The sequence below is a fragment of the Anaeromyxobacter sp. SG64 genome (genome assembly GCF_022690745.1).
Lineage (GTDB): Bacteria > Myxococcota > Myxococcia > Myxococcales > Anaeromyxobacteraceae > Anaeromyxobacter > Anaeromyxobacter soli.
This window is the reverse complement of the sequence record NZ_JALCZB010000064.1, coordinates 1-24,949: the sequence shown is the minus strand read 5'-3', so window position 1 is coordinate 24,949 and position 24,949 is coordinate 1. Positions and strand designations below refer to the sequence as shown.

The window sequence follows — 24,949 nt, the reverse complement described above, 5'->3', positions numbered from 1 at the left end:
CCTGCCGCGCGCGCGCCGAGGGCAGCGGCGGAGGCCGCTGGAGGGCGGGCGCCGGCCGGGCCACCGGGCTGGCCGACGGCGCGCGCTCCAGGAGCTCGACCCGCGCGCGGACGCGATCCAGGCGCTCGAGCGACGCCGCGAGCGCCTCGTCGAGCCACTCGTCGACCGCGCGGCGCTCGTCCGCCGCGATGATTCGCCCCGAGGCGCGGAGCGTGTCCCAGACGGCGCGGTGCAGGAGCTTGAACTCCCGCGCGACGCGCGCCCCCTGGGCGCCCGAGCGGACGAGCACTGCGCAGCGCTGCAGCCCGTCCTCCATGGAGCGCGCGCGGGACGGCGGGGCGTCGCCCCGGAGGGCGAGCGCCATCTCCCGCAGCAGCGGCCCCACCGCGAACCCGATCGCCGGCTCTCCGCCGAGCTCGTGCTCGACCGTCCCCCGCCAAGCCGACGCGATCTCGCCCCGCTGTTCCTCGATCAGAAGTCCCACCGCCACCGCTCTCACGCCCCGCCTCCCCGTCCGCCTTCAGGACCCCGCGCCCGGCACCCCGGACCCACCGAAACGAGATAGCAACGGTCTTGCCAGCGCGCGCCTCCCCCCCGGCGACGCGCCGGCCGCGAGCTCGGCGAGCGGAGGGAGAAACGGATTTCCCAACCGGTGAACAGGGCGGGGCACGAGCGGCACCGCGCGGCTCCGCTCGCGCGCGTCTGCACGCTTCGCGGGACTCCGGAGCCGTGCACCGCCAGGCGAACGCACGCGCGGTGGGGGACGGGGCGAAAGCTCGCCCGGCCGGCCGCCGAGCCGCGGCCGCCCCGGAGGACGATCCGAGCCCGCGCCGCCCGGGGCCCCGTGCTAAGTCACGGGCGATGCTCGCCGCCGCCCTCGCCGCCGCCCTCGCGGTCGCCGCCGCACCCGCCCCCCCTCACCCGCCCGCGCAGGCGGTCGCCGACGAGCGGCTGGCCATCCTCGGCGCCATGCAGGCGGAGCTCTCCCGCTCGATGGAGCGGCTGCGGATCGAGGGCTACGACGCGCCGTACTTCATCGGCTACCAGGTGACGGACGTGGCGCGCCACCAGATCAGCGCGCGCTTCGGAGCGCTCTTCGAGGACGACGCGCGTCGCGACCGCAACCTGTTCGTCGATCTGCGCGTCGGCTCTTACGAGCTCGACTCGTCCGCGCCGGACGAGGGGCCGTTCCTCGTCATGGGCGAGGGGCCGAGCTGGTACGCGCCGAAGGAGGCGCCGCTCGACGGCGACACCACGGCGCTGCGCAACGCGCTGTGGCTCGCGACCGACGAGAAGCTCAAGGAGGCGCTGTCGTCGTACTTCAAGAAGCGCTCGCGCCAGGTGTACCGGCAGGACGATCCCGCGCGCGCCCCGAGCTTCACGCGCGAGGCGGCCTCGCGCCACGTCGACGCTCCCCTGCCCTTCCCCCTCGACCGCGAGCGCTGGAAGGCGCTCGCGCGCGAGGCCACGGCGCGCTTCCGGGCGCACCCCGCGATCTTCGACGCCTCCCTCCGGATCACCGCGGAGAGGCAGGTCCGCTGGTTCGCCTCGAGCGAGGGGTCCGCCCTCGTCACGGAGCGGACGCTCTACCTCGTCCACCTGCAGGCGGTGACCCGCGCGCCGGACGGCCAGCTCCTCGAGGACGGGCGCGACTTCTACGCGCGCACGGAGGCCGCGCTCCCATCGGAGGGCGAGGTCCGGGAGGCCGTCGACGCCGTCGCCGCGGAGCTCGAGGCCCTGCGCAAGGCGCCGGCCATCGATCCGTACACCGGGCCCGCGATCCTCGAGCCCGAGGCGGCGGGCGTGCTCTTCCACGAGGTGGTCGGACACCGGCTGGAGGGTGAGCGCGTCGACGACGACAAGGAGGGTCAGACGTTCAAGGGGCAGGTGGGGCAGCAGATCCTCCCCGCCTTCCTCTCGATCGTGGACGACCCGACGCTGGAGAGCGCCGCCGGCACGGCGCTCAACGGCAGCTACGCGTTCGACGATCAGGGCGTCGCCGCGCAGCGCACGGTGCTCGTGAAGGACGGCCGGCTCGTGACCTACCTGCTCTCGCGAAAGCCGGTGCGCCCGTTCGAGCGCTCGAACGGCCACGGCCGCAGCCAGGGCGGGCGGAGCCCCACCGCGCGGATGGCGAACCTCGTCGTCGAGTCGCGGCGGACGGTGTCGCACGACGAGCTGAAGCGCCTGCTCATGAAGGAGGCCCGCCGCCAGGGGAAGCCCTACGGGCTCGTCATCCGCGACGTCACGGGAGGCGACACGAACACGATGTCCTACGGTTACCAGGCGTTCAAGGGGACCCCGCGGCTCGTCTACCGGGTGGACGCGAGGACCGGCGAGGAGGTGCTCGTGCGCGGCGTGGAGCTCGTCGGGACGCCGCTCACCAGCGTGAACAAGGTGATGGCGACGACACGCGAGGTGAAGGTGTTCAACGGCTACTGCGGCGCGGAGAGCGGCTACGTGCCGGTGTCGACCGTGGCCCCTGCCGCGCTCGTCGGCGAGATCGAGCTGCAGCGGGTGGCCCGCGCGAGCGAGCGGAGCCCGATCCTGCCCGCGCCTTGGTCCGAGGCCCCCTCGGGCGCCTCCCCGCGCAGTCCGGGGGTGGCGCCGTGAGCCTGCCCCTCCCCGTCCCCACGCTCGACTCCGTCCTCCTCCAGCCGCGCCGCGGCGCCCTCGACGCGTTCCTCCGCGCGGGCTGGACGCCCTACGCGACGCCCATCGGGCTCGACGCCGAGCGGCGCCGCCTCCTCAACATCGATCTCTCCGAGCCGGACGTCTGCTTCCGGAAGGACGGCGAGCTCGCCGCCGTCGCCCACCTCGAGGCGGATCGCGAGGGGCTCGTGACGCTCATGGAGGTCGTCGGCGCCGAGCCGGCGGACCCGGTGCGTGTGTCCCTCGCGCTGCTGGGCGCCGAGGCCGGCCCGCCCCGCAGCGGCGGGGGCGCCGAGGCGCGCGAGTGGGTGTGGGGCCCCGAGTCGGGCGCGGCCCTCCAGGTGGCCGGCGAGCCGGTGCGGCTCTGGCTCTGCGCGGAGCGCGCCTACGGCGACAGGCTGTGGCTGGTCGCGAGCGTCGTGCGCCGGGCCTGAGCTCAGCGCTCGAAGCCGCGCCACGCGACGTAGCGCCGGAACTCCGCCTCGAACGCCTCGGGCTCGAGGCCGACGGCGGCGCGGAAGGCGGACGCGAACGAGAGCCCCGCGCCCATCCCGTCGAGCACGGCCCGCACGCGCGCGTCGCCGTAGCGCGCGACGAGGAATCCGAACGCGTGGTGCGCGGCGCCGTAGACGAGCTCCGCCTGGCGGAGGTACAGCGCCTCCGACTCGGAGAGCGGATCCGGGCCGCCAGCGCCCCCTGCCGCGGAGGGCGCCGCGCCGTCGTAGAAGCGCGCGAGGTCCGCGAGAGCCGCGTGGCGCCGCTCCTGCCCCGCCGCGACGCTCGCGAGCCCCTCGGTGAACCAGCGCGGGATGCCCTTGTAGAGCCAGGTCTGCGCGTCGCCCGCGCGCTGCCACATCGCGCAGTGGGCGAGCTCGTGCGCGAGGAGCTCGGCGACCCGGCCGCGGCGCGCGCCGACGAGCCCGCCGAGCCCTCCCCACGTGCGCGGGGACTGCAGCTCGATCGTGGCGTAGCGCGCCCAGGCCCTCAGCCAGGGGTAGCCCGGCCGCGACGCGGCGCGCTCGAGCGCCGCGTGGCTGGGGTGGAGGGTGATGGTCACCGGGACGGCGAGCGCCCCGAAGCGCTGCGCGCGCGGCGCCGCGAGGGCGAGCGCGTCCGCGACGCGCCGGGCCTCGCCGGCGTCCTCCGGGCCGAACACGATGCGGAAGCGCGCCCCGCCGGCGGAGACGTCGAGGGCGCGCTCGGCGCCGGCCCCGTCGCGGGGCGCGCGCGGAGCGCACGCGGCGAGGAGCGCGAGCGCGGCGGCGAGCGCGACGCGGGGCACGCCCTCCTCTACCGTTCAGCGTGCGGGCGGCGCAAGCGCCCCGGCGAGGCCGAGGAGGAGCGGTGCGAGGTCGGTGAGGTCCCGCACGGCGTCGAGCGCGGCCGCGGCGCGGCCGAACCCGAGCACGGGGACCGGCGCGCGGGTGTGGTTGCGGATGGACAGATCCTCCACGTTGCCGTGGTCGCTCGCGACGACGAGCGCGTCGTCCGGCCCGAGCGCGGCGACGAGCGCGCGGAGGAAGGCGTCGACGCGCTGCAAGGCGTCGAGGGCGGCGGGCATGGACCGCGCGTGGCCGGCCTCGTCGGTCTCGAAGAACTCGACGAGCGCGAGATCCGCGCCCGCGGCCAGCGCGCCGAGGATCCCCGCCGCCTCCTCGGGCGCGCGCTCGGGCACGTCCGCGCCGTGAGCTCGCGCGCGGCGCCCGGTGAGGTCGTGGGTGAGCGCCCGCCCCGCGCGCGCGTCGGCCCACGTCCGGAAGCGGAAGCCCCCCGCCGCGTACGCGATCGTCGTCGCCGCGGCGCGCGGGCGGCGACGCCCGAGCGCGAGCTCCGGCTCGCCGTCCGCCTCGAGGCCCAGGGCGCGCAGGTAGGCGACCGGGTACGCGTTCGCGAACACCGCGGTGCGCCCCGCGGCGGCGAGCGCGCGGAACAGCGAGCGCGCGCGGAGGAGCTCGCGGAGCGGCGCGTTCGGAAAGCCGAGCACGTGACGACCCACCGCCGCCGGCGCGTTCTCGCCGGTCAGGATCGCCGTCTGCCCCGTCGCCGACTGGGGGCGACCGGGGACGCCGAGGCACGCGTCGGCGAGGACGGCACGCCCGCCGGCCGGGAGCGGCGTCCCGGTGCCGTCCGCGAAGCGCGACAGCAGCAGGTCGGCGCGGGCGAGCGGGTTCCGGTCCGGGTCCGGGAGCCCGGCGCCGACGCCGTCGACGAAGACGAAGAGGACCGCCACGCGGTGTGTCATAACCCGGGCGGCGCGCGGACGCGCCACAGGGCACCTTCGGGCACGGTGCGCGGGCGAGACGCCGGGCCGCCTCGGCGCTATTCTCCGCGCGCCCGAGCCAGGACCCCATGCCCCGCCTCCCGACCTTCGATCCCGACTGCACCATCTTCTTCGACGGCGAGCCCATCCCCGCGCGGCGGGGCGAGCCCGTCGCCGCCGCGCTCCTCGCCCACGGGCGCCCCCTCGTGTCGCGCAGCGCCAAGTACCACCGCCCGCGCGGCGCCTTCTGCCTCACCGGCTCGTGCGGCTCCTGCCTCGTCCGCGCCGGCGGGCTCCCGAACCAGCGGGCCTGCCGGACGCCGTGCCAGCAGGGACTCACGGTGCAGACGCAGAACGCGCTGCCGACGGCCCAGCACGACCTGCTCGGCGCGATCGACCTCGTCTACCCGCACGGCCTCGATCACCACCACCTCATGACCTGGAGCGGGATCGCGAACCACGCCGCGGTGGCGTTCTCGCGCCGGCTCGCGGGCCTCGGCACGCTGCCCGACGTCGAGGCGCTCCCGGCCGAGCGCTCCGCGCCGGCCTCGGAGGAGCGCTTCGACGCGCTCGTCGTGGGCGCCGGCCCCGCGGGGCTCGCCGCCGCCGAGGCCCTCGCGGAGCTGGGCCGCCGGGTGCTCGTCGCCGACGCCGAGCCCGCGGTGGGCGGACGGCTCCGCTGTCGCTACGGCCTGCGGGGAGAGCCGGACCTCGCCTGGGCGGCGCGGGTGGTCGCCCGGGTGACGGCGGCCGGGGGCGAGGTCGCGCTGCGCACCGCGGTGCTCGGGCTCTGGCGCGACGGCGGCAGCCCCCTCGCCGCGCTCGACGCCGACGGGCCGCCGCGGCGGCTCCGCCTCGTGCGGCCCGGACGCATCGTGGTCGCGGCGGGCGGCCACCCCCAGCCGCCCGCCATCGCCGACGGCGATCGACCGGGCGTGTACGGGGGCCGCGGCCTCGCGGTGGCTCTCGCGGAGCACGGGGTCGTCCCGGGCCGGCGCGCGATCGTGCTCGGCGAGGGGGCGGAGCCGGAGGCGCTCACGGCCCGGCTCGCCGCGGCCGGGATGGAGGTCCGCCGGCTGCGGAGCGCGGAGGGCGGGCGGGTCCTCGGCCGCGCGCGCGTGCGCGCGCTCGAGCTCGCGGGCGAGCGGATCCCGGTCGACGTCGTCGCCGTGGCCACCCCTCCCGCGCCGGCGACCGAGCTCGCGCGCGAGCTCGGCGCGGAGCTCGTGCTCGACGCGACCACGGGCGTGTTCGCCCTGCGCGTGGCCGCCGACGGGCGGACCGGCGTCGACGGGCTCTTCGCGGCGGGCGAGGTGACGGGGACGATGGACGGCGCGCGCGCGGCCGAGGCGGGCCGGCGGGCGGGGGAGGCCGCGCGATGACGAAGACCTTCGTGTGCAGCTGCGAGGACGTGCTCCTCGACGAGGTCCGGCGCGCCTTCGAGGCCGGCAACCGCGATCTCGAGTCGGTGAAGCGCTACACGGGGCTCGGCACCGGGCCCTGCCAGGGGAAGAGCTGCGTCGCCCTCGTCGCCCGCGAGCTGCTCCGGCTCGGCGCCACGCCGGCCGAGGTGCTGCCCTTCACGGTGCGGCCGCCCTACCGGCCGGCGCCGCTCGGCGCGCTCGCGGCGATCGAGCCGGCCGACCTCCCCATCGACGACGGCGTGCCCGTCCACCCGGCCGAGGCGCGAACGCCCGCCGCCGAGCTCGCGCCGCTGCCCGCGCGCGCCGACGTCGTCATCGTCGGCGGGGGCATCATGGGCCTCGCCCTCGCCTACGAGCTCACCCGGCGCGGCACGAAGGACGTGCTCGTGCTGGAGCGCGCCTACCTCAACGCGGGTGCCTCGGGCCGGAACGGCGGCGGGGTCCGCGCGCAGTGGACGACCCCCACGATGATCCGCCTCGCGCGCCGCTCGCTCGAGCTCTGCGACCGCTTCGCGGTGGACATGGGCGTGAACGTCTGGTTCCGGCGCGGCGGGTACCTGTTCCTCGCCCCCACGCCGGAGCAGGTGGAGCGCATCGAGCGCAACGCCGAGCTCCACCGCGAGGAGGGGCTGCGCACCCGCGTCATCGACCGGGCGCAGGCGCTCGAGGTGGTGCCGGAGCTCGATCCGTCGCGCTTCCTCGCGGCCTCGTACAACCCCGACGACGGGGTGGTCTTCCCCTGGCCGTTCCTGTGGGGCTACGCCGGCCAGGCGGAGGCGGCCGGCGCGCGCATCGCGACCTTCACGAGGGTCACCGGCTTCGAGACGGCCGAGCGGCGGGTCACCGCCGTCGTGACGGACCGCGGCCGCGTGGCCTGCGATCTCGTGGTGGTCGCCGCCGGGGCCTGGTCGAAGGAGGTGGCCGCGCTCGCGGGCGTGGCGCTCCCGAACCGCCCCACGCGCCACGAGATCCTGGTCACGGAGCCGATGAAGCCGTGGCTCGATCCGCTCGTGTCGGTCCTCGGGAACGGCCTCTACTTCTCGCAGTCCCAGCGCGGCGAGCTCGTGGGCGGCATGGGCGATCCGCTGGAGCCGGAGGGCGTCGTGCAGGGGTCGACGCTCCGTTTCCTCGCGCGGTTCGCGCGCGCCGCGATCGACTGCATCCCGGTGCTCGCCGGGACGCGGGTCCTCAGGCAGTGGGCGGGCTGCTACGACGTCACGCCCGACAACAACCCGGTGCTCGGCCCGGCCGGGTTCGAGAACTTCCACCAGCTCTCCGGGTTCGTCGGCCACGGGTTCATGATGGCGCCGGCCGTCGCGGAGCTGTACGCGGACTGGCTCACCGGCAAGGGCAAGCACGAGATCTTCGAGCAGTTCACGCTCGACCGGTTCACGCGGGGCCCGGTGGCGAAGGAGGACTTCATCATCGGGTAGCGCGCTCCATGGAGCAGCCCTCGCGCGCACGGCCGGCGCCTCACCCCTCTGGCCGGGCCCGGGAACGCGCGGTCTCGAGCGCGCGACGCCCACCCGGAGGCGCTTCGCTCGTTGGCTGTTCACGAATCCCGCCGGGTCGTCTAGGCTTCCCCGATGGCACTCGGGAAGAAGATCGCGTTCCTCGGCACCGGAAACATGGCCGAGGCGTTCGTGAAGGGGCTCCTCCGCGCGGGGACGGCGACCGCCGCCGAGATCCTGTGCGCCGAGCTCCGTTCGGAGCGGCGCGACGAGATCGCGAAGCGCTACGGCGTCACGACGGTCGCCTCGAACCTCGAGGCGACCGAGCAGGCGGACATCGTCGTCCTCTCCGTCAAGCCGCAGACGATGGAGCAGCTCCTCGACGAGATCGCGCCGGCGGTGGATCACCGCAAGCTCGTGATCTCGATCGCCGCCGGCGTCTCGATCGCGGCGATCGCCCGCAAGCTCGGCGCCGGCGTCCGCATCGTCCGGACGATGCCCAACACGCCCGCCCTCGTGGGCGCCGGCGCGAGCGCGCTCGCGCGCGGGGCGCACGCCACCGACGCCGACCTCGAGCAGGCCCGCGCGCTCTTCCAGTCCGTCGGTACGACGGTCGTCGTCGAGGAGCCGCTCCTCGACGCCGTGACCGGCCTCTCCGGCTCGGGACCGGCGTTCCTGTTCCTCGTCATCGAGGCGCTCGCCGACGGCGGGGTGAAGGTCGGGCTCGCCCGCTCCGTGGCGATGGCGCTCGCCGCCCAGACCGTGCTCGGCTCCGCGAAGCTGGTGCTCGAGACGGGCGAGCACCCGGGCCGCCTGAAGGACCAGGTGACGAGCCCGGGCGGGACGGCCATCGCGGGCGTGCACGTGCTCGAGCAGGGCGGGCTGCGCGCCGCGCTCATCGCGGCGGTCGAGGCCGCGACGCGGCGCTCGCGCGAGCTGGGCGAGCGGGCCGTGCGCGGGGATTGAGGGGCCGGCGCGATTCGAGATTCGCGACGCGAAGCGGGCGCCCTCGATCAGGGAACGCGCGCGGGCACCGTGGCGCGGATCTCGGTCCCCTCCGCCCCGCCCACGATCCGCAGCGTGCCGCCGAGCTGGCGGATCCGCTCGCGCATCCCTCCCACGCCCACGCCGACGAGCGCGCCGGGGCCGAGCTGGATGCCCCGGCCCTGATCGCGGATCACGAGCACCACCTCGCCCTCCCCCTGCGTCAGCGACACCTGGGCGGACGGGCTCCCCGAGTGGCGCTGGACGTTCGCGAGCGCCTCCTGCACCACCCGGAACAGCGCGAGCTCCGTCTCGGGGGCGAGCCGCTCGACGCCCTCGGACCGGAACGCCACGTCGATCCCGCTGCGGGCCGCGAAGCCGCGGACGAACCAGTCGAGCGCCGGCACGAGCCCGACCACGTCGAGCATCGGCGGGTGGAGCACGTGCGCGACGGTGCGCAGGTCCTGGAGCACCATCCGGCACAGGGCCTCGCACTCCTGCAGCGATCGGAGGACCTCGGGGTCCTCGGCGCGTCCGCGCGCCCGGGCGAGCTCGAGCGACATCGCGAACACCTGCTGGGCGACCCCGTCGTGCAGGTCGCGCGCCATGCGCCGCCGCTCGCCGTCCTGCACGTGCAGGATCTGGCCGGTGAGCGCGTGGAGCCGCTCCTCGGACTGCTTGAGCTCCGTGACCTCCTCGTGCGCGAACACGAGCCGGGTCGCGCTGGGCGTTCCGAAGCGCGTGATGCGGAGCTGGAACCAGCGCGGCCGCTGCGCGCCATGGCACGCGTACTCGACGCGGTAGTCGTCGAGCCGGCCGGCGGCGAGGGCGCCGATGGCGCCGTTCACGGCCGCGGCCTCCGCGCAGCCGTTCGCGGCCGCGGCCTCGCACTCGGCGACGTAGCTCGCGCCCAGCCCGTGGCGCGGCATCGCGAGCCCGTTCTCGTCCGCGAAGCGCCGCCAGGCGGCGTTCACCGCGAGGACGGTCCCCTCCGCGTCGGTGATCGCGACGTGCGCCGACAGCGCGTCGATCGTCGACTGGAGGAGGTCCCGCGACGCAAGCGCGCCGAGCTCGCTCGCGCGCATCCGCTCGGCGTCGCGAGCCCTCGCGATCGCGCCGCCGACCACGTCCCCGACGATGAGGGTGTTCGCGAGCGCGTGCGCCGACCACGCGTGGGGCCGCCGGCACGAGAAGGCGAGCCAGCCGAGCGCGCGATCGCCGGCGCGGAGCGGGATGGCCGCGAGCGCCTCGGCGTCGAGCGCGCGCAGGCGCTGGCGATCCGCCTCGGCGGTCGGCGGGAGCTCGTCTATCGTGTGCAGCGCGTACGGCCGGTGCTCGCGGAGGTGACGCTCGAGGATCGCGCCGAGCCAGGGCTTCTCGTCCCGCGCGCCGCGCTCCGGGAGCCCGGCGTCCGGCGGCCAGGACGCGAGCAGGCGCATCACGACGCCGCCCTCGTCCTCCAGGAGCCACGCGGACCCGCGATCCGCCTCGAGCGCGCGCGCGGTGTGCCGCAGCGCCCCGACGACGCCCTCCACGACGCGCTCGGGAGGCAGGTCCATGAAGCCCGACGAGACCTCGAGCGCGAGGGCCTGCAGCCGGGCCTGCTCGTCGCGCTCGCGCTCGGCGCGGAGCCGCAGGAGCGCGGCGGCGAGGAGCGTCGCGAGCCGGCGGGCGTCCTCGATGACCCCCGCCGCCCAGGGGCGCGGCCGCGAGAGCGTGACGAACCCCGCCCACCCGAGGACCGGGTGCCCCGCGCACACGAGGGGCACGAACAGCGCCGAGCGGATGCCGCTCTTCCGGGCGATCCGCCGCTCCGCCTCCGCCGAGGACGGGAGATCGTCCGTGGACGACAGCGCGACCACCCTGCCCGCCTGGATCTCGGCGCGGACCCAGGGCGCGTCGAGCTGCTCCCGGACCGGCGGCACGCCGGGGGCCGCCCAGGACCGCTCGAGCGCCAGGCTCTGCTCGCGGCCCAGGAGGACGACGGCCCCGCGCTCCGCGCCCACGTGCAGGACCGCGTGCCGGAGGACTGCGTCCACCGCGGCGTCGAGCTCCGCGGCGCCCACCGCGAGGAGCTGCTCGGCCGCCGACGCGATCGGGTCGGCCCGCCGCTCGGCGCCGGTCGACGCTGGGTCGGTGTCGGAGCGCGTCGCCATCGTCTACGCAGGCCCCATCCGCGACGCGCGCCCCCTCCGGAGCCGTCTGCGCACGATCGCCGCCCGCCCCCACGGGACGCCTCGGCGGCAAGCCGGGGACTGGCGCGCGCCGTCGCCTGCGGCTTCGCGACCGCGGCCCCCGAGGCTCTCCGCAGGCCGCGCGGTCACGTCACGGCACGACGATGCCGTTGCGGATGGCGTAATGGACGAGGTCCACGATCGAGCTCGCGCCGAGCTTCCGCATGACGTTCGCCCGGTGGGTCTCGACCGTCTTCGCGCTGATGGAGAGCTGCTCGCCGACCTCGCGGTTCGACTCGCCCTGCGCGAGCAGCCGGAGCACCTCGCGCTCGCGCTGCGTGAGGGAGGTGACGCGGCCTCCGCGCGACACGGCGGCGTTCCGGCCCGCCTCCGCGGCCGGAACGGCGGCCGGGCGCTCCGCCCCGCGCGCCGTGAGGTACGGGGTGTGGCGGGACAGCGCGTCGATGGCGTCCACGAGGTGACGGGCGGCGTCCTCCTTGAGGACGTAGCCGCGGGCGCCGGCGCTGAGCGCCTGATCGAGCAGCTGATCCGAGTCGTGCACCGTGAGGAGGACGATCTCGGTGCCGGGCACCGTCGAGCGGATCTCGCGCGTCGCCTCGAGCCCGTTCAGGTCGGGCATGGTGACGTCGAGCACCACGACGTCCGGGCGGAGCTCCTGAGCGAGCCGGACGGCGTCCCGTCCGTTCGAGGCCTCGCCGCACACCGTCCAGCCGGGGTGCGACTCGACGAGGGCACGCACGCCCCGCCGCACCACCTCGTGATCATCCGCGACGATCGCTCTCATCGGGGACCTCCCTGACGGCGACTTCTCCCGACGTCCGGCACTGTCTGTAATGTCGGTGGAAGGCCCCTACCACTCCCGTGACGACGTGACGCGTCCGCGCAGGACGCGTATGCGAGCGAGGGCTCCCCTCCCGCGCCCCGCCCGGAACGACCGCCGGCCCCGGATGGCCCGGGCGCGGCAGCGAGGCACGGCTCACCTCACTCGGTCGTCTCGCAGCTCGCCCAGCCGCAGTGACCGCACGTCATGCAGCCGCCGGCCCGGGTGAGGGCGGACGCGCACTGCGGACACTCCTCGCCGTTCCGCGTGGCGCCGCTCGTGAGCACCTGCTGCTCGCGCGAGCCGTCGCGGTAGACGGTGATCCCCTTGCAGCCGAGCTCGAACGCGAGCGCATACGCGCGCGCCACGTCGCCGACGACGGCGTCGCGGGGCAGGTTGATGGTCTTCGAGACGCCGTTGTCGGTGCGGCGCTGGAAGGCCGCCTGCATCCGGACGTGCGCCTCGGGCGAGACGTCGTAGGCGGTGGCGAAGAGCCGCGCGACCGCGTCCGGCACGCCCACGATCCCGCGCGCGCGTCCCGCCGCGCGCACCGAGGAGATCGCCGCGCCGGCGCCGGCCTCGTGGAGGGCCCGCGCGACGAGGGGGTGCTCCTCGCGGAGCTCGGAGTCGTCGAGCGCCCGGCGGACGTAGGCGAGCGCGAAGAGCGGCTCGATGCCGGAGGAGCAGCCCGCGATGAGCGCGAGCGTGCCGGTCGGCGCGATCGTCGTGACGGTCGCGTTCCGGCGCGGCGGGCGGCCGTCCCGCGCGAGCGCGCTCGAGGGGAAGCCAGGGAACGGGCCGCGCTCGCGCGCGAGCTCCTCGCTCGCGGCGTGGGCCTCGCGCTGCACGAAGCCCATGACCTCGTCGGCGAGCGCGAGCGCCTCGGGCGCGTCGTAGGGCGTCCCGAGGCGGACGAGCAGATCCGCCCAGCCCATCACGCCGAGCCCGACCTTCCGGTTGCGGTGCGAGATCTCCGCGATCTGCGGCAGCGGCCAGACGTTCACGTCGAGCACGTCGTCGAGGAAGCGCACGCCGTCCCGCACGCACGCGGCGAGCGCGTCCCAGTCCACGCGGCCGCCCCGCTCGAAGCGGCCGAGGTTCACGGAGCCGAGCGTGCACGCCTCGAAGGGCAGCAGCGGCTGCTCGCCGCACGGGTTCACCGCCTCGAAGTGTCCCAGGTCGGGGGTCGGGTTCGCCGCCTCGACGCGGTCGAGGAAGAGGAGGCCCGGCTCGCCCGACGCCCACGCCGCCTCCGCGATCCTGTCGAGCAGCGCCCGCGCGTCGATCGTCCGCACCACCGCCCCGCTCCTCGGATGGCGGAGCGGCCACGGCTCGCCGCGCGACGCGGCGTGGAACAGCGTGTCGGGCGCGGCGACGGAGAGGTTGAAGTTCTCGAGGCCGTGGCCGCGCTTCGCGTCCACGAACTCGACGACGTCCGGATGCGCGGCGGAGAGGACCGCCATGTTCGCCCCGCGCCGCACGCCGCCCTGCTTGATGATCTCGGTCGCGGCGTCGTAGACGCGCATGAACGAGACCGGACCGCTCGCGACGCCGTGCGTGGTCTTCACCACGTCGCCGCGCGGCCGCAGCCGCGAGAACGCGAAGCCGGTGCCTCCGCCGGACTGGTGGATGAGGGCCGCCCACTTGAGCGCGTCGAAGATCGCTGCGAGGTCGTCCTCCACGGGCAGCACGAAGCAGGCGGCGAGCTGGCCGTGCGTCCGGCCCGCGTTCATCAGGGTCGGCGAGTTGGGCAGGAACTCGAGCCCCGTCATGCGTGCCTCGAACCGCTCGGCGGCTCGATCGCGCTCGCCGGGCGGCTCCGCCGCGGCGACCGCCCGGGCGACGCGCCGGAACAGGGCCTCCGGCGTCTCGACCACGGCGCCGTGCTCGTCGCGCAGGAGGTAGCGGCGTTCCAGGACGTGAAGGGCGTTGTCGCTCAGCCGCGCCATGGCCTGAAGCGTAACGGTGAGCGACCGCCTGCGCCGCCCCGAGGAGCGCCCGCCGGCGCGCCCGGTGCGTCGGCGGGAGAAGCTTATGCGCGCGCGCCCTTGCCCCGCAGAGGGCCCACCCTCAGCTTTGGCCCATCCTCAGGAGGACAGGGAGTCGCACATGCCGGACCGGGACAAGGGACAGCGCCGCGCGAGCGGCAACATGACGGTACGCGAGGCAGGCCGCCTCGGAGGCGAGGCGCGCAAGGAGCAGCTCGGCTCGAAGGGCTACTCGGAGCTGGGTCACAAGGGCGGGCAGCGCGTCCGCGAGCTCATCGAGGAAGGGAAGAACGCCGAGCGGAAGTAGACGGGTGCGAGCGCGCGGCCCCGCTCTCCGGCCGCGCCGACCCGATCGGCCTCGCGGCACCTCGAGCGCCGACGGAGCCTCGCTTGTGCGCGGGGCGGGGCTCTGCGAAGAATGGTGCATGCGACGCGCTCCCCTCCTCGTCCCCGCCCTCCTCGCCCTCGCGGCCTGCGCGCCGCACGCGGCCATCCCCGACACCGAGCGAACCCGCGTCCACCAGGAGCTCGACGGGCAGCAGCGCTACCTGCGCGTCGCCGCCTACGTCGCGCCGTTCTGGGGCGACCGGTCCAAGATGCTGCTCACCGATCAGTCGCCGGCCGAGCTCGACATGATCGAGACGACCGGCGGCACGCCGATCGCCCCGCCCACGCCCGAGCGGATCCTCCCGCCCGGGACGGCGGTCCGGCTGCGCGAGGTGGAGTTCCCGACCGGCTGGCTCATCGCGCGCCGCGTGGTGATGACGCCGCGATACAGCCCGTGGGTCTACGTCGAGGCGGCCGGCGAGTCGCGGCCGCTCGTCGTGGTCCTCCCGCAGACCGCCGCGAGCTACGCCGACGTCCGCGCCGAGGTCGAGCAGATCCTCTCCGTCGAGGATCCCTCCTCGTTCTTCCGGGGCCTCCCCCCGGACCAGCGCGCCGCGATCCTCAAGAAGGAGCCCGCCGAGGGCATGAGCCCGCGCGCGCTGGAGATGGCGTGGGGCCTCCCGGAGCGGAAGCGCATCGACCGGCCCGCGGGGACGGAAGAGTGGTCGTGGGCGGGCGGCAAGCGCCGCGCGTTCTTGCAGGACGATCGACTGGTCCGCTGGGAGCGCTAGCGTACGGCGCACGATCCCGGCCTGCGCCGGGCGGACTCGTCGCTCCGCTGCTCGGCGTACGGAGGCAGTACGGATCCGGCCTGCGGTGGGGCTCTCTACCGGCGCCCGCCGCGGTCGCGATGGCCGCCGCGGTTCCCGCCGCCTTCGCGGCGCCCGCCGTGACCTCCGCCATGACCGCCCCGGTGGCCATGCCCGCCGCGGTCGTCGCGCCGCTCGCGACGGTCGCCCGCTGACGCGGGCTGCGGCGTGACGCCCATCGCGACGCAGAAGACCGTCCCGGCCTTGAGCTGCGCCACGAGGTCGGCCTCGCTCGTCACCGGGTCACGGAACAGCGTCGCGGCCTTCCCGATCTCGTCGAGCGAGGCGTGCGCGCCGGACGCGCCGGTGCACGGCAGGGTCATGTGGTCCGCGGCCTCGACCGCGAGGTCGTTCGCCGCGGCCGTGACGCGCGCGTTCAAGCCCTCGATCGCGGCGAGCCCCTCGAGCGTGAAGATGAAGTCCCCGCTCGGCCGGTCGATCGTCTTGTCGTAGGGGTGCGCCGCCACCGCCACGCCGCCGAGCGCCCGCACCTTCGCGAGCACGTCGCGCACCGGCCACGGGGTCGCGGACCCGAACGCCTGCGGCGGCGCCGGGACCTTCGACGGATCGGGGAAGAAGCAGAGGTAGTGGCCGCGATCCGTCGAGACCTCGACGCCCACGAGCGCGAGCAGGCCCTCGTCCCGGCCCGCGGCGCGGATCTCGTCGAGGCCGTCGAGCGTGTTCAGGTCCGTGAACGCCACCCCGTCGAGCCCGGCCTCCTTCGCGCGGCGGAGCGCATCGCGCGGCGCGAGCGTGCCGCCGCGGGAGTGATGGCTGTGGACGTGGAGATCGATGAGCATGGCGCCCCCGGCCTCTGCTGGGCCGTCGCGTGCTTAGCACGGGGCGCGGGAGCTTGAGAAGGATCAGGCGAGGGCGACCGCCTGCTCGTGGCGGTGCTCGCGACGGTCCTCGGCCGCGCGGATGAGATAGCCCATCAACATGAGGCTCGAGGTGTTCTCGAGGACCTTCTCGGGATCACGGGAGATGAGGCTCGCGCTGTAGGACAGGAAGAACTGGGCGAGGTCCTCCCCCGCCTCACGCACGATGAGTGCGTTCAGCTCCGAGGGATCCATCGTCCGGATCCGGTTGATGAACTCGACCGCGAAGCCCTTCTTCGGCCGCATGACCCCTCCGCTCGGCCTGAACCTAGGGACGCCGAAACCGCCGAGCAAAAGCCGCGGCGGGGGCGCGGACCCCAAAAACCGCGAGGAGACATCGAGTGTTATCGGCGTCGCAGGTTTGACAGTGCAAAATGCGTCGGCAATACTTTTTCGGGTCGGTCGCGCCGCAAAGGGGCGAGGCGTCAGAGACAGGGGAGAGCGCGATGCAGCAGTTCACCGGGGTGAAGGTCTTCTCCGCGACCAAGGCCAAGGAACGCGAGGAGCTCGGCGAGACCGTCACGCGCTGGATGCGCTCGAACGCCGACCTCGAGGTCGTGGACCGCGTGGTCACGCAGTCGAGCGACGACGAGTTCCACTGTCTGTCGATCGTCCTGTTCTTCCGGCAGAAGACGGCCTAGCCGGCCGCTTCCCGGGATCGCCCGGACGTGCTCCCGCGCCGCGCTCCGCTCGACTAGCGCTCGTCCCCTCCGGTCTCACCCTCGCTGCTGCCCGGACCGAGCTCGCGCGGAGGGACCTTTCGGGCCTTCTCTCCGCCCCCCGAGACCCCCTCCCCGCTCACCGCACCCTTCAGGCTGCGCAGCGCCTTGCCGAGCCCCTCCCCGAGCGCGGGCAAGCGGCTCGCGCCGAAGAAGAGCACCACGATGAAGAGGACGACGAGAAGCTCTCCCATGCCCATTCGGACCTCCGAGATCGACCCGCCCCCGGGCCCCACGGGCGCACGCCGCACGGGGTCGGACGGGGTCCATACACCCGGCCAGGGGAGCGGCGCCACCCCCCGCACCGCGCCCCGGCGGTCGTTCCGTGGTAGGGAGCGCGCATGAAGCTCAAGCAGAAGCCGGAGGACTTCCAGGTCTCCGAGTCGTGGCGCTTCGACGAGGACCCGAAGGGCTCGCACTACGTCTACCTGATGGACAAGCAGAAGCTCTCCACGTTCGACGCGGTCGAGCGCATCTGCAAGCAGTTCAAGATCCCCCGCGCGGCCGTGAGCTTCTGCGGCCTCAAGGACAAGCAGGGGCGCACCACCCAGCTCATCGCGATCCACCGCCGCGAGATCGAGCTGCAGGATCCCGATCTCCGCCTGAAGCCGCTCGGGCGGTCCCGCGAGGCGATCTCCGCGGAGAACACGACCTCGAACCGCTTCGCCGTGACCGTCCGCGATCTCTCCGAGGACGACGTCGCCCGCCTCACGGCCTCCATCGCGGAGGTCCGCCGCCTGGGGGTCGTGAACTACTTCGACTCGCAGCGGTTCGGCGCGCTGAAGCACGGCCAGGGCTTCATCGTGAAGGACCTCATGCGCGGTGACTTCGAGCTCGCGCTCCGGAACGTCCTCGCGCACCCGAGCGAGCTCGACGCCTCCGACGACGCGCGGGTGAAGGGGTTCTGGAAGGAGCACTGGGGCGAGTGGGATCGCAGGAACCCCTACCCCGGCGCCGAGCGCTACGAGGCGGTCGTGCGGTGGTTGCGCAAGAACCCCAGCGACTACCGGGGCGCGCTCCTGCGGACCGAGCCGCGCTGGCGCGCGCTCCAGGTGTTCGCCTACCAGAGCTGGCTGTGGAACGAGGGCGTGAAGCAGTACCTGAAGGACGTCGTCGGGATTCAGCGCCTCGTGTCCATCCGCTACCAGGCGGGCTCGCTCCTGTTCCCGCGCGAGCTCGACGCCGCGCAGGCGCGGCTGCTGCACGAGCGGAGCTTCCCGCTCCTCGGCCCGGGGACGAAGTTCTCGGATCCGGCCGTGGAGAGCGCCGCGCTCTCGGTGCTCCGCCGCGAGGGCCAGACGCTCGCGGATCTCGCCGTGCCCGGCACGCCCGAGATCCACTTCGACCCCGAGGAGCGCCCGATCCTGGTGTTCCCCGGCCGGCTCGCCGTCGGCGAGGCGAAGCGGGACGAGCTGAACCGCGGTCGCCTGCGGGTGAACGTGGCGTTCACGCTGCCGCCGGGCGCCTACGCGACGCTCGTCGTGAAGCGGCTCTTCCACTGGACCCTCGCGCCGAAGCGCCCGGGTGAGCCGCGCGTCGCGCGGACCGCGGCGGCCGGCGCCGCGCCGCCTCCGTCCGCCAGCTCCTCGCCTCGCGCTGCGCCCCCGCGCGCCGGTGCCCCCGCCGCCGCGCCGGCCGCGCCGCGCGCCGAGAAGCAGGGGTTCCTCGCCCGCCGCCGCGCCGAGAAGGAGGCGCGCAAGGAGCGCCGGGCGGCCGCGAAGAAGGGGCGCTGAGGCCGGCGGCGTCGTCCTCGGATTTCCTGAGGGCGGCGCCCGCTCGTGATCCCTCAGCAGGGCCTCGGATCCGCCCACTCCCAGACCAGCAGCCCCTCGTTCGCGCGGTCCTGCAGGACCTCCGCGACCCGGGCCACGTCCACCTCGGGCGGCACGTCGACGGCGACCAGCTTCGGGCGCAGCGCCTCGTGCGTGCAACCGTGCTCGAGGAGCCGCTCGAGGAACGTCTGCACGCCCTCGTCGGACAGCTCCGCGCCCGGATCGAGCGCGAGCCGCAGCGTGCGGTGGCCGCACTTCTCGACGACGTCGTCGAGCCGGGGCGCGTCCTCGTCGACCGCGCCGCCGCCCTCGCCCTCGGTGGCCGCGAGGACCACGTCGTCCCGCGAGATGCCGTAGGCGAAGAACGGGCAGCTCTCCACCCGGTACCGCCCCGCGCCGAGCGGCTCCGCCCACAGCCAGTCGTCGGGAGGACCGGCCTCGCCGTCCGACCGCTCGAGCGGCACCCGGATGCGGATGAGGGTCTCCCCGATGTCCAGCTCAGTCGTCATGCGCAGACCCTCGGCTCGAAGATCTACCCGGGGCCGAGCCTCGCCGCGACCGCCTCCGCGAGGTCCGCTCCGGTGTACCGCTCGGGCTCCGCGCCCGGCGTGAGGCCGTGCTCGCGCAGGGCCTCAGCAGTGGTAGGGCCGATGGCGGCGAGGAGCACGCCGCGAAGGAGCGGCGCCCGCTCGCCGAGGGCGCTCGCGACCGCCCGGACGGCGGACGGAGAGGCGAACGCGACGGCATCGACCTCTCCGCGCGCGAGCCAGTCGCCGAGCGGGGCGATCGCCTCCGCCGGCGCGGGCACGGTCCGGTACGCCTCGACGGCGGTGAGCTCCGCGCCCGCCGCGAGGAGCCCCGCGATGGTCTCCGGCCGCCCCTCCGCCGGCCGCGGGAAGAGCACGCGCCGCCCGCGCACGTGCGGCTCGAGCGCCCGCGCGAGCGCGTCGCCCTTCGCCTCGCCGGGGACGAGGTCGGGCTCCCGCACCGCGCGGGCGAGCCGCTCGGCGGTCGCGGGCCCCACCGCTGCGAGCCGCAGCCGCGCGAGCGCCGCCGTCTCCACGCCCAGCGCGGAGAGCCGCGCCACGGTGCGATCGACCGCGGTCGCGCTCGTGAAGACCGCCCAGTCGAACCGGCCGAGCCCGCGCAGCGCCGCGTCGAGCGGCCCCGGATCGCCGGGGTCCGCGAACGCGATGGACGGGACCTCGCGCACCTGCGCCCCGAGGGCGCGCAGGCGCACGGAGAGCGCGTCCTCGCCGCCCTTCCCGCGGGTGACCACGACGGTGCGACGGTCGAGGCGGGCCGCCACGGAAGCCGCCTAGCGCTTCGGCGCCGCGAGGCCCGGAATCTTGCCCTCGCACTCGCGGAGGATCGCGTCCGCGCCCTTCGAGAGGAGCTCCTCGGCGAGCGCGACGCCGAGCGCGCGCGCCTCGGCCGCCGGGCCGCTCCGCTCGCCGCGGATGACCTGTGTGCCGTCGAGCGACGCGACGAGCGCGCGCATCGCGACGCGCCCGCCCTGGACGGTGGCGTGGCCGGCGATGGGCACCTGGCAGCCGCCCTCGATGCGGGCGAGGAACCCGCGCTCCGCCTCGACGCGGGTGCGCGTCTCGGCGTGGTCGAGCGCGGCGAGCCGCGTCATCGTCGGCCCGTCCGACGCGCGCGCCTCGAGCGCGAGCGCGCCCTGGGCGACGGCGGGGAGCATCTCCTCGGGGGGGAAGACGTAGGTGGCGTGCTCGGCGAGGCCCAGCCGGCGCAGCCCGGCGTACGCGAGGACGACCGCGTCGAGCCCCTCGCTCGCCTTGCGGAGGCGGGTCTCGACGTTGCCGCGGACCACCTCGATGTGGAGGTCGGGGCGGAGCGCCTTGAGCTGGGCGCCGCGACGGAGGCTGGAGGTGCCGACCTTGGCGCCCCTGGGGAGCCCGGCGAGCGTCTTGTAGCGCGGCGAGCAGAGCGCGTCGCGCGGGTCCTCTCGCTCCGGCACCGCGCCGATGGCGAGGCCCGGCGCCAGCACGGCGGGCAAATCCTTCATCGAGTGGACGGCGATCTCGGCGTCCCCGTTCAGGAGCGCGTCCTCGATCTCCTTCACGAAGAGGCCCTTGCCACCGACCTCGGCGAGCGGGACCTCGAGGATCCGGTCGCCCTTCGTGACGAGCTCGTGGAGGCGGACCTCGAGGCCGGGCTCCTTCGCCCGGAGGAGGTCAGAGACGTGGTGGGCCTGCCACTTGGCGAGGGGGCTGCGGCGGGTCGCGATGCGGATCATCTCGGGTAGCTCTCCTAGCTGCGCTCCGACGAGGCCGCGGCGCGGCCCTCGACGGGGTCCGCCGGCGCGCTCTCCGGGCGCGCCGGCTCGTTCTCGATGCCGAACAGCTCCGCGGCGGCGCCCGGGAGGTCGCCGTCGCCCGTCGACGCCGCCGCCTTGAGGCGCGCCGTCGGACCGTGCAGGAGCTTGTTCACGATGGCCTGCGCCATCGCCTCCACGCTCTTCTTGCCCTTCTCGTCCAGCTTCGGGCCGAGGTGCGAGAGCGTCCGCTCCGCCTCCGCCCGCGCGATCTGCTCCGCGTGCCGCCGGAGCTGCGCGAGGACCGGCAGCGCCGCGCGGGCGTCCCGCTCCCTCGCGAAGGCCATCACCTCCGCCTCGACGATCGCCTCGGCGCGGAGCGCCTCGCCGCGGCGGGCCTCCTGCGTGGCCTGGACGACCTTCTCCATGTCGTCCACGTCGTAGGCGAACACCTCGCCGAGGTCGGCGCAGGCCGGATCGACGTTGCGCGGCACGGCCAGATCGATGAGGCACATCGAGCGGCTGCGGCGCGCCTTCATCGCCTGGTGCACCATCTCGCGGGTGACGACGTAGGTCGGCGCGCCGGTCGAGACGATCACCACGTCCGCCTCGACGAGGAGGCGCTGCAGCTCGTCCCACGCGCGGAAGCTCCCCCCGACCTGCTGGGCGAGCGCCATGCCGCGCTCGGGCGAGCGGTTCGTCACGAGGATGCGATCCGCGCCGAGCACCGCGAGCGCCTTCGCGGAGAGCGCGCCCATCTTGCCCGCGCCGACGAGCAGGATGGTCCTGCCCTTCAGATCCCCGAAGATCTTCTCCACGAGCTCGACCGCGACCTGCGACATGCTCGTCGCGCCGCGGCCGATGTCGGTCTCGCTCCGGACGCGCTTGGCCGTCGCGAAGGCGCGGTTGCAGAGGCGCGACATGTACGGGCCGGCCGACTGCGCGGCGCTCGCGAGCCCGTATGCCTCCTTCACCTGTCCGAGGATCTGCTGCTCGCCGACCACCATCGAGTCGAGGCTCGCCGCGACGCGGAAGAGGTGGCGGATCGCCTCCACGCCGATCTTTGCGTAGAGGTGGCCGTCCGCCTCCGCCGTGCGCGAGGTGAAGAAGCCGCGCGCCGGCTCGATGCCGTCGGCGTGGACGTAGACCTCCACGCGGTTGCAGGTGGAGACGACGACCGCCTCGGCGACGCCGTCCGACCCCTTGAGCGCGCAGAGCGCCGCCTTGAGGAGATCGCCGGTCAGGGCGACCCGCTCGCGCACCTCGATGGGCGCGCTCTTGTGCGAGAGGCCGACGAGGTAGATCTCACGCCCGCTCACTGCGAGATCTCCGAGACCCGCGCGCCGTAGTCGCCGGCGTGGCGGGTCACCCCGGGGACGATCTTCAGCGACACCATCGACGAGAGCAGGATGACGAACCCGACGAGGGTCATGAGCGCGTACCGCCGCCCGTGCCAGCCGCTGTGGCGGAGCTGGACCATCGCGCCGTAGAGGATCCAGATCCCGAGCGAGACCACCTGCTGCGGATCCCAGGACCAGGCGCTGTTCCACACCGCCGTGGCGGTGATGGTGCCGGCCACGAGCGCGACCGTGTAGACGACGAAGCCGGCGCGGACGAGCCGCTGGATCATCTGATCGAGGGCGTCCAGCGAGGGCAGGCGCGAGAACAGCGCGCCGAAGCGCTTGCCCTTCACCTCGCGCTCCTGCAGCAGGTACATGATCGCGACCCCGAACGCGATCGCGAAGAGCGCCACGCCTCCCACCGCGGAGAGGATGTGCAGGGTGACGCTCGGGTACCGCACCGTCTCGGGCGCGACGCCGGGGTGGCCGGGCGTCCCGAAGAGCGTGGGCAGGAGCACGACGAGCGCGAGCGGCGTCACGAAGGCGCCGATGGTGGGGAGCTTGTAGTAGCGCTGCAGGAACAGGTACGCGCCGGTGAGGAGCCAGACGAGCAGGACGAGGCCGCCGCGCAGCCCGAAGAACTCCGCCCCGCCGTACTCGCTGCAGCCGACGCCGATGGCGACGGCGTGCACGAGGAACGCCGAGGCCAGGACCCAGAAGCCGGCGGTGGCCGCGGCCCGGTGGCGCGGCCGCGAGAAGAACACGATGTAGGCGCCCGCGGCGACGGCGTACAGCGCGGCGGCGATGCGGAGGATGACGATGCTCATGCGGCCTGCCTTCTCCTACCCAAGGAAACGGGTGAGCCCCCCCGCTCCCTTCCACGGATCGTCCACGCCGATGCCTGCGCCTCGTGACGCGCGGACGGATATCCGAGCGCGCCTCCGCCCGCCTGCCCTCCAGGCCGCGGCATCGCGCCGCAGCGGGGATGGCCCGCGGTCCGCTTCGCAGGGGCGCCGGCGCGGCGGTCCGGGGAGACCCGGCGAACGAGGTGGAGCCCAGCCATGGACGGGTAGGATACCTCGGCGCGATCGCGGACGTAGCGCGCTTCTCGCGGGCGGCGACCGGTCGGGTCGGAAGCTATCACGGCGCGCGAGGCGCTTGCCAGGATCCAGGACAGCCGCTAATTAGTGCGCCCCAGGCGACCGGAGCGTTAAGGAGAACGCATGGCATCGAACGATCTCGTCATCCTGCAGGACTCCACCTTCGAGCAGGAGGTCCTGAAGAGCGACGTTCCCGTCCTCGTCGACTTCTGGGCCGTGTGGTGTGGGCCCTGCAAGGCGATCGCCCCCACGGTCGAGGAGCTGGCGAAGCAGTACAAGGGCAAGGTGAAGGTCGCCAAGATGGACGTCGACGAGCACCAGAACGTGCCGCAGCAGTACGGCATCCGCTCGATCCCGACGCTCCTCGTCTTCAAGGGCGGCCGCGTGGTGGACACCATCGTCGGCGCCGTGCCGAAGGCGAAGCTCGAGGAGAGCCTGAAGAAGGCCATCAGCTGACGCGCGCTCCGGATCCGATCCGGACACGACGCCCGCGGCCCCCCGAGGACCGCGGGCGTTCTCGTCTCCGGTGGCGCGGGTCCCCAGCGGCTCCGTAGCCGCGACGAGGACGCGGAGACCGATCAATTCACAAACCGCCTCATGCCGACGTTCGCGAGCAGCCCGATGCCGGTGTAGATGGCGATGACGGACGAGCCGCCGTAGCTCATGAGCGGCAGCGTCACGCCCACCACCGGCAAGAGCCCGATCACCATCCCGATGTTGATCGCGACGTGCCAGAAGATCATCCCCGTGAGCCCCGCCGCGAGGAAGTGGCCGAAGCGGTCGCGCGCGTTCCCGCAGATGTCGATCGCGCTCGCCACGAGCACGAAGTAGAGCGCGAGCAGGAGCAGGCAGCCCAGGAACCCGTGCTCCTCCGCCCACACCGAGAAGATGAAGTCGGTGTGCTGCTCGGGGAGGAACGACAGGTACGTCTGCGTGCCCTGCCCCCAGCCCTTGCCGAGCGCCTGCCCCGAGCCGACCGCGATGATCGACTGCGTCGCGTGGTAGCCCGCCCCGAGCACGTCGGACTCGGGGTTGAGGAAGGTCTCGACCCGCTTCTTCTGGTACGGCTTCAGGTGCGGGTAGAGGAGCCCGGCGCCCACGATCGCCACGCCGGCGAGCAGGGCCAGGGTCTTCCACCGCACGCGCGCGAAGAGGATCTGCGTGAACCCGACCGCCATCACGATGAGCGCGGTGCCGAGGTCGGGCTGCTTCAGCACGAGCCCCGCCGGCACCATGATGATGAGGAACGGCACCACGAGCGTGGCGAGCCCGTAGCCGTTCTTCCGCTTGTCGGCGTCCGCGTGGAAGTAGCTCGCGAGCGCGAGCGCGACGGAGAGCTTCGCGAGCTCCGACGGCTGGAAGTTCACGGGCCCGATGGTGAGCCACCGCCGCGCGCCCATGACGTAGCGGCCCTTCACGTACACGAGCAGGAGCAGCACGATCACCACCGCGTAGAAGATCCACGCGAGCCGGTGGAACGTGCGCTGGTCGAAGACCGTCAGGGACAGCGCGATCACGATCCCGAGCCCCATCCACGCCGCCTGGGAGATCCAGACCGGCGCGTGAGCGCTGCGGGACGCCGAGGCGAGGTTCCAGACGCCGATCGCCGAGATGGCGAGCGTCACGAACGCGACGTGCCAGGGGAAGTGCGCGAACAGCCTGCGGTGCGGGGTCGCCGCGAGCGACACGTCAGGCGCCACCGGGGGTTCCTCCCTGTCTCTCCCCGCCCGGCGACGCCGCCGGCGAGGTGCTCGGGATCGCCTCCGGACGCGGGGCGGGCGCGGCCGGCGCCGCCGGTTGCGGCCTCGGGGAGGCGGGCGCGGCCGTGGCCTCGACGGGGGCCGGGGTGCGCGCCGCCGGCGTCGCGGCGGGGAGCGGACCCGTCTCGGCTG

General features: G+C 74.7%; 25 protein-coding genes. 10 read left to right on the top strand and 15 right to left on the bottom strand.

Going from position 1 to position 24,949, the window contains the following annotated elements:
* A partial coding sequence (locus tag MNZ29_RS16945) for a hypothetical protein (protein ID WP_242356022.1) occupies positions 1–484 on the bottom strand: 484 nt, incomplete at its 3' end.
* A gap of 377 nt (positions 485–861) precedes the next feature.
* Between MNZ29_RS16945 and MNZ29_RS16940 the strand changes: the two genes are divergently transcribed.
* Together MNZ29_RS16940 and MNZ29_RS16935 are read left to right on the top strand one after the other, a co-directional pair.
* On the top strand, positions 862–2,613 hold the full coding sequence (locus MNZ29_RS16940; protein WP_242337545.1) for a TldD/PmbA family protein: 1,752 nt from the start codon (positions 862–864) through the stop codon (positions 2,611–2,613).
* Positions 2,610–3,086: a hypothetical protein gene (locus MNZ29_RS16935; RefSeq protein WP_242337547.1), complete on the top strand. Its 477-nt coding sequence runs from the start codon at positions 2,610–2,612 to the stop codon at positions 3,084–3,086. The genes MNZ29_RS16940 and MNZ29_RS16935 overlap by 4 nt, the downstream gene beginning before the upstream one ends.
* Before the next feature lie 2 nt (positions 3,087–3,088).
* Here MNZ29_RS16935 and MNZ29_RS16930 read toward each other — a convergent pair whose 3' ends face one another.
* Positions 3,089–3,934 (bottom strand): hypothetical protein, encoded by an 846-nt coding sequence (locus tag MNZ29_RS16930; protein ID WP_242337549.1) that lies wholly within the window; start codon positions 3,932–3,934, stop codon positions 3,089–3,091.
* A gap of 15 nt (positions 3,935–3,949) precedes the next feature.
* Positions 3,950–4,894, bottom strand: coding sequence for an alkaline phosphatase family protein (locus MNZ29_RS16925; protein WP_242337551.1), 945 nt, complete (start codon positions 4,892–4,894; stop codon positions 3,950–3,952).
* A gap of 107 nt (positions 4,895–5,001) precedes the next feature.
* On the opposite strand from MNZ29_RS16925, the gene MNZ29_RS16920 reads away from it, so the two are divergent.
* From MNZ29_RS16920 to proC, 3 genes are all read left to right on the top strand, one after another.
* Complete coding sequence (locus tag MNZ29_RS16920) at positions 5,002–6,294, top strand: 2Fe-2S iron-sulfur cluster-binding protein (protein WP_242337553.1); 1,293 nt, start codon at positions 5,002–5,004, stop codon at positions 6,292–6,294.
* A complete protein-coding gene (locus MNZ29_RS16915; protein ID WP_242337555.1) occupies positions 6,291–7,769 on the top strand; it encodes an FAD-dependent oxidoreductase in 1,479 nt (492 codons plus the stop codon). The genes MNZ29_RS16920 and MNZ29_RS16915 overlap by 4 nt, the downstream gene beginning before the upstream one ends.
* Before the next feature lie 153 nt (positions 7,770–7,922).
* Positions 7,923–8,753: a pyrroline-5-carboxylate reductase gene (proC, locus tag MNZ29_RS16910; protein ID WP_242337557.1), complete on the top strand. Its 831-nt coding sequence runs from the start codon at positions 7,923–7,925 to the stop codon at positions 8,751–8,753.
* Positions 8,754–8,800: 47 nt separating this feature from the next.
* Here proC and MNZ29_RS16905 read toward each other — a convergent pair whose 3' ends face one another.
* The 3 genes from MNZ29_RS16905 to MNZ29_RS16895 form a co-directional block, all read right to left on the bottom strand.
* Positions 8,801–10,927: a GAF domain-containing sensor histidine kinase gene (locus MNZ29_RS16905; RefSeq protein WP_242356020.1), complete on the bottom strand. Its 2,127-nt coding sequence runs from the start codon at positions 10,925–10,927 to the stop codon at positions 8,801–8,803.
* Between the two features lie 169 nt (positions 10,928–11,096).
* The gene (locus tag MNZ29_RS16900) at positions 11,097–11,750 is read right to left on the bottom strand and encodes a response regulator transcription factor (protein WP_242337561.1); all 654 of its coding nucleotides are present in this window, start codon (positions 11,748–11,750) and stop codon (positions 11,097–11,099) included.
* A gap of 197 nt (positions 11,751–11,947) precedes the next feature.
* Positions 11,948–13,735 (bottom strand): adenosylcobalamin-dependent ribonucleoside-diphosphate reductase, encoded by a 1,788-nt coding sequence (locus MNZ29_RS16895; protein WP_242337562.1) that lies wholly within the window; start codon positions 13,733–13,735, stop codon positions 11,948–11,950.
* A gap of 160 nt (positions 13,736–13,895) precedes the next feature.
* Here MNZ29_RS16895 and MNZ29_RS16890 point away from each other — a divergent pair, with 160 nt between their 5' ends.
* Complete coding sequence (locus tag MNZ29_RS16890) at positions 13,896–14,081, top strand: hypothetical protein (protein ID WP_011985696.1); 186 nt, start codon at positions 13,896–13,898, stop codon at positions 14,079–14,081.
* A 118-nt stretch (positions 14,082–14,199) separates the two neighbouring features.
* Entirely contained in the window at positions 14,200–14,892 is a 693-nt protein-coding gene (locus MNZ29_RS16885) for a hypothetical protein (protein ID WP_242337564.1), read from the top strand.
* 95 nt (positions 14,893–14,987) lie between these two features.
* On the opposite strand, the gene MNZ29_RS16880 is transcribed toward MNZ29_RS16885, so the two are convergent.
* Both MNZ29_RS16880 and MNZ29_RS16875 read right to left on the bottom strand, forming a co-directional pair.
* Positions 14,988–15,770: a PHP domain-containing protein gene (locus MNZ29_RS16880; RefSeq protein ID WP_242337566.1), complete on the bottom strand. Its 783-nt coding sequence runs from the start codon at positions 15,768–15,770 to the stop codon at positions 14,988–14,990.
* 63 nt (positions 15,771–15,833) lie between these two features.
* Positions 15,834–16,094 (bottom strand): hypothetical protein, encoded by a 261-nt coding sequence (locus MNZ29_RS16875; RefSeq protein ID WP_242337568.1) that lies wholly within the window; start codon positions 16,092–16,094, stop codon positions 15,834–15,836.
* Positions 16,095–16,294: 200 nt separating this feature from the next.
* Here MNZ29_RS16875 and MNZ29_RS16870 point away from each other — a divergent pair, with 200 nt between their 5' ends.
* Positions 16,295–16,489 carry a hypothetical protein gene (locus MNZ29_RS16870; RefSeq protein WP_242337570.1) on the top strand — a complete coding sequence of 65 codons (195 nt, stop codon included), beginning with the start codon at positions 16,295–16,297 and terminating at the stop codon, positions 16,487–16,489.
* Positions 16,490–16,542: 53 nt separating this feature from the next.
* Here the strand turns inward: MNZ29_RS16870 and MNZ29_RS25035 are convergent, their stop codons facing one another.
* Positions 16,543–16,767: a twin-arginine translocase TatA/TatE family subunit gene (locus MNZ29_RS25035; RefSeq protein WP_308197070.1), complete on the bottom strand. Its 225-nt coding sequence runs from the start codon at positions 16,765–16,767 to the stop codon at positions 16,543–16,545.
* A gap of 141 nt (positions 16,768–16,908) precedes the next feature.
* On the opposite strand from MNZ29_RS25035, the gene truD reads away from it, so the two are divergent.
* Entirely contained in the window at positions 16,909–18,300 is a 1,392-nt protein-coding gene (truD, locus tag MNZ29_RS16860; RefSeq protein WP_242337572.1) for a tRNA pseudouridine(13) synthase TruD, read from the top strand.
* A 53-nt stretch (positions 18,301–18,353) separates the two neighbouring features.
* Here the strand turns inward: truD and MNZ29_RS16855 are convergent, their stop codons facing one another.
* From MNZ29_RS16855 to MNZ29_RS16835, 5 genes are read right to left on the bottom strand one after another with little or no spacing between them, the layout of a single operon-like run.
* Entirely contained in the window at positions 18,354–18,848 is a 495-nt protein-coding gene (locus tag MNZ29_RS16855; protein ID WP_242337574.1) for a DUF4265 domain-containing protein, read from the bottom strand.
* A 23-nt stretch (positions 18,849–18,871) separates the two neighbouring features.
* Positions 18,872–19,648, bottom strand: a complete 777-nt coding sequence (locus tag MNZ29_RS16850) for a uroporphyrinogen-III synthase (protein ID WP_242337576.1) — start codon at positions 19,646–19,648, stop codon at positions 18,872–18,874.
* Between the two features lie 9 nt (positions 19,649–19,657).
* Positions 19,658–20,599, bottom strand: coding sequence for a hydroxymethylbilane synthase (gene hemC, locus MNZ29_RS16845; protein WP_242337578.1), 942 nt, complete (start codon positions 20,597–20,599; stop codon positions 19,658–19,660).
* Positions 20,600–20,613: 14 nt separating this feature from the next.
* Positions 20,614–21,936, bottom strand: a complete 1,323-nt coding sequence (hemA, locus tag MNZ29_RS16840) for a glutamyl-tRNA reductase (protein ID WP_242337580.1) — start codon at positions 21,934–21,936, stop codon at positions 20,614–20,616.
* Positions 21,933–22,784, bottom strand: a complete 852-nt coding sequence (locus MNZ29_RS16835) for an inner membrane protein YpjD (protein WP_242337582.1) — start codon at positions 22,782–22,784, stop codon at positions 21,933–21,935. Before MNZ29_RS16835 ends, hemA begins: the two co-directional genes overlap by 4 nt.
* A gap of 396 nt (positions 22,785–23,180) precedes the next feature.
* Here MNZ29_RS16835 and trxA point away from each other — a divergent pair, with 396 nt between their 5' ends.
* Positions 23,181–23,513: a thioredoxin gene (trxA, locus tag MNZ29_RS16830; protein ID WP_242337584.1), complete on the top strand. Its 333-nt coding sequence runs from the start codon at positions 23,181–23,183 to the stop codon at positions 23,511–23,513.
* 122 nt (positions 23,514–23,635) lie between these two features.
* Here the strand turns inward: trxA and rodA are convergent, their stop codons facing one another.
* Positions 23,636–24,757 carry a rod shape-determining protein RodA gene (gene rodA, locus MNZ29_RS16825; RefSeq protein ID WP_242337586.1) on the bottom strand — a complete coding sequence of 374 codons (1,122 nt, stop codon included), beginning with the start codon at positions 24,755–24,757 and terminating at the stop codon, positions 23,636–23,638.
* Positions 24,758–24,949 lie beyond the last annotated feature (192 nt).

Excerpts from the sequence above, each read along its gene's own strand:
- MNZ29_RS16855 (WP_242337574.1), bottom strand. The coding sequence starts at position 18,848 with ATGACGACTGAGCTGGACATCGGGGAGACCCTCATCCGCATCCGGGTG.
- hemC (WP_242337578.1), bottom strand. The coding sequence starts at position 20,599 with ATGATCCGCATCGCGACCCGCCGCAGCCCCCTCGCCAAGTGGCAGGCC.
- MNZ29_RS16885 (WP_242337564.1), top strand. The coding sequence starts at position 14,200 with ATGCGACGCGCTCCCCTCCTCGTCCCCGCCCTCCTCGCCCTCGCGGCC.
- MNZ29_RS16920 (WP_242337553.1), top strand. The coding sequence starts at position 5,002 with ATGCCCCGCCTCCCGACCTTCGATCCCGACTGCACCATCTTCTTCGAC.
- MNZ29_RS16835 (WP_242337582.1), bottom strand. The coding sequence starts at position 22,784 with ATGAGCATCGTCATCCTCCGCATCGCCGCCGCGCTGTACGCCGTCGCC.
- MNZ29_RS16895 (WP_242337562.1), bottom strand. The coding sequence starts at position 13,735 with ATGGCGCGGCTGAGCGACAACGCCCTTCACGTCCTGGAACGCCGCTAC.
- MNZ29_RS16900 (WP_242337561.1), bottom strand. The coding sequence starts at position 11,750 with ATGAGAGCGATCGTCGCGGATGATCACGAGGTGGTGCGGCGGGGCGTG.
- MNZ29_RS16925 (WP_242337551.1), bottom strand. The coding sequence starts at position 4,894 with ATGACACACCGCGTGGCGGTCCTCTTCGTCTTCGTCGACGGCGTCGGC.
- MNZ29_RS16870 (WP_242337570.1), top strand. The coding sequence starts at position 16,295 with ATGCAGCAGTTCACCGGGGTGAAGGTCTTCTCCGCGACCAAGGCCAAG.
- MNZ29_RS16915 (WP_242337555.1), top strand. The coding sequence starts at position 6,291 with ATGACGAAGACCTTCGTGTGCAGCTGCGAGGACGTGCTCCTCGACGAG.
- MNZ29_RS25035 (WP_308197070.1), bottom strand. The coding sequence starts at position 16,767 with ATGGGCATGGGAGAGCTTCTCGTCGTCCTCTTCATCGTGGTGCTCTTC.
- MNZ29_RS16880 (WP_242337566.1), bottom strand. The coding sequence starts at position 15,770 with ATGCTCATCGATCTCCACGTCCACAGCCATCACTCCCGCGGCGGCACG.
- proC (WP_242337557.1), top strand. The coding sequence starts at position 7,923 with ATGGCACTCGGGAAGAAGATCGCGTTCCTCGGCACCGGAAACATGGCC.
- truD (WP_242337572.1), top strand. The coding sequence starts at position 16,909 with ATGAAGCTCAAGCAGAAGCCGGAGGACTTCCAGGTCTCCGAGTCGTGG.
- MNZ29_RS16890 (WP_011985696.1), top strand. The coding sequence starts at position 13,896 with ATGCCGGACCGGGACAAGGGACAGCGCCGCGCGAGCGGCAACATGACG.
- MNZ29_RS16905 (WP_242356020.1), bottom strand. The coding sequence starts at position 10,927 with ATGGCGACGCGCTCCGACACCGACCCAGCGTCGACCGGCGCCGAGCGG.
- MNZ29_RS16875 (WP_242337568.1), bottom strand. The coding sequence starts at position 16,094 with ATGCGGCCGAAGAAGGGCTTCGCGGTCGAGTTCATCAACCGGATCCGG.
- trxA (WP_242337584.1), top strand. The coding sequence starts at position 23,181 with ATGGCATCGAACGATCTCGTCATCCTGCAGGACTCCACCTTCGAGCAG.
- MNZ29_RS16940 (WP_242337545.1), top strand. The coding sequence starts at position 862 with ATGCTCGCCGCCGCCCTCGCCGCCGCCCTCGCGGTCGCCGCCGCACCC.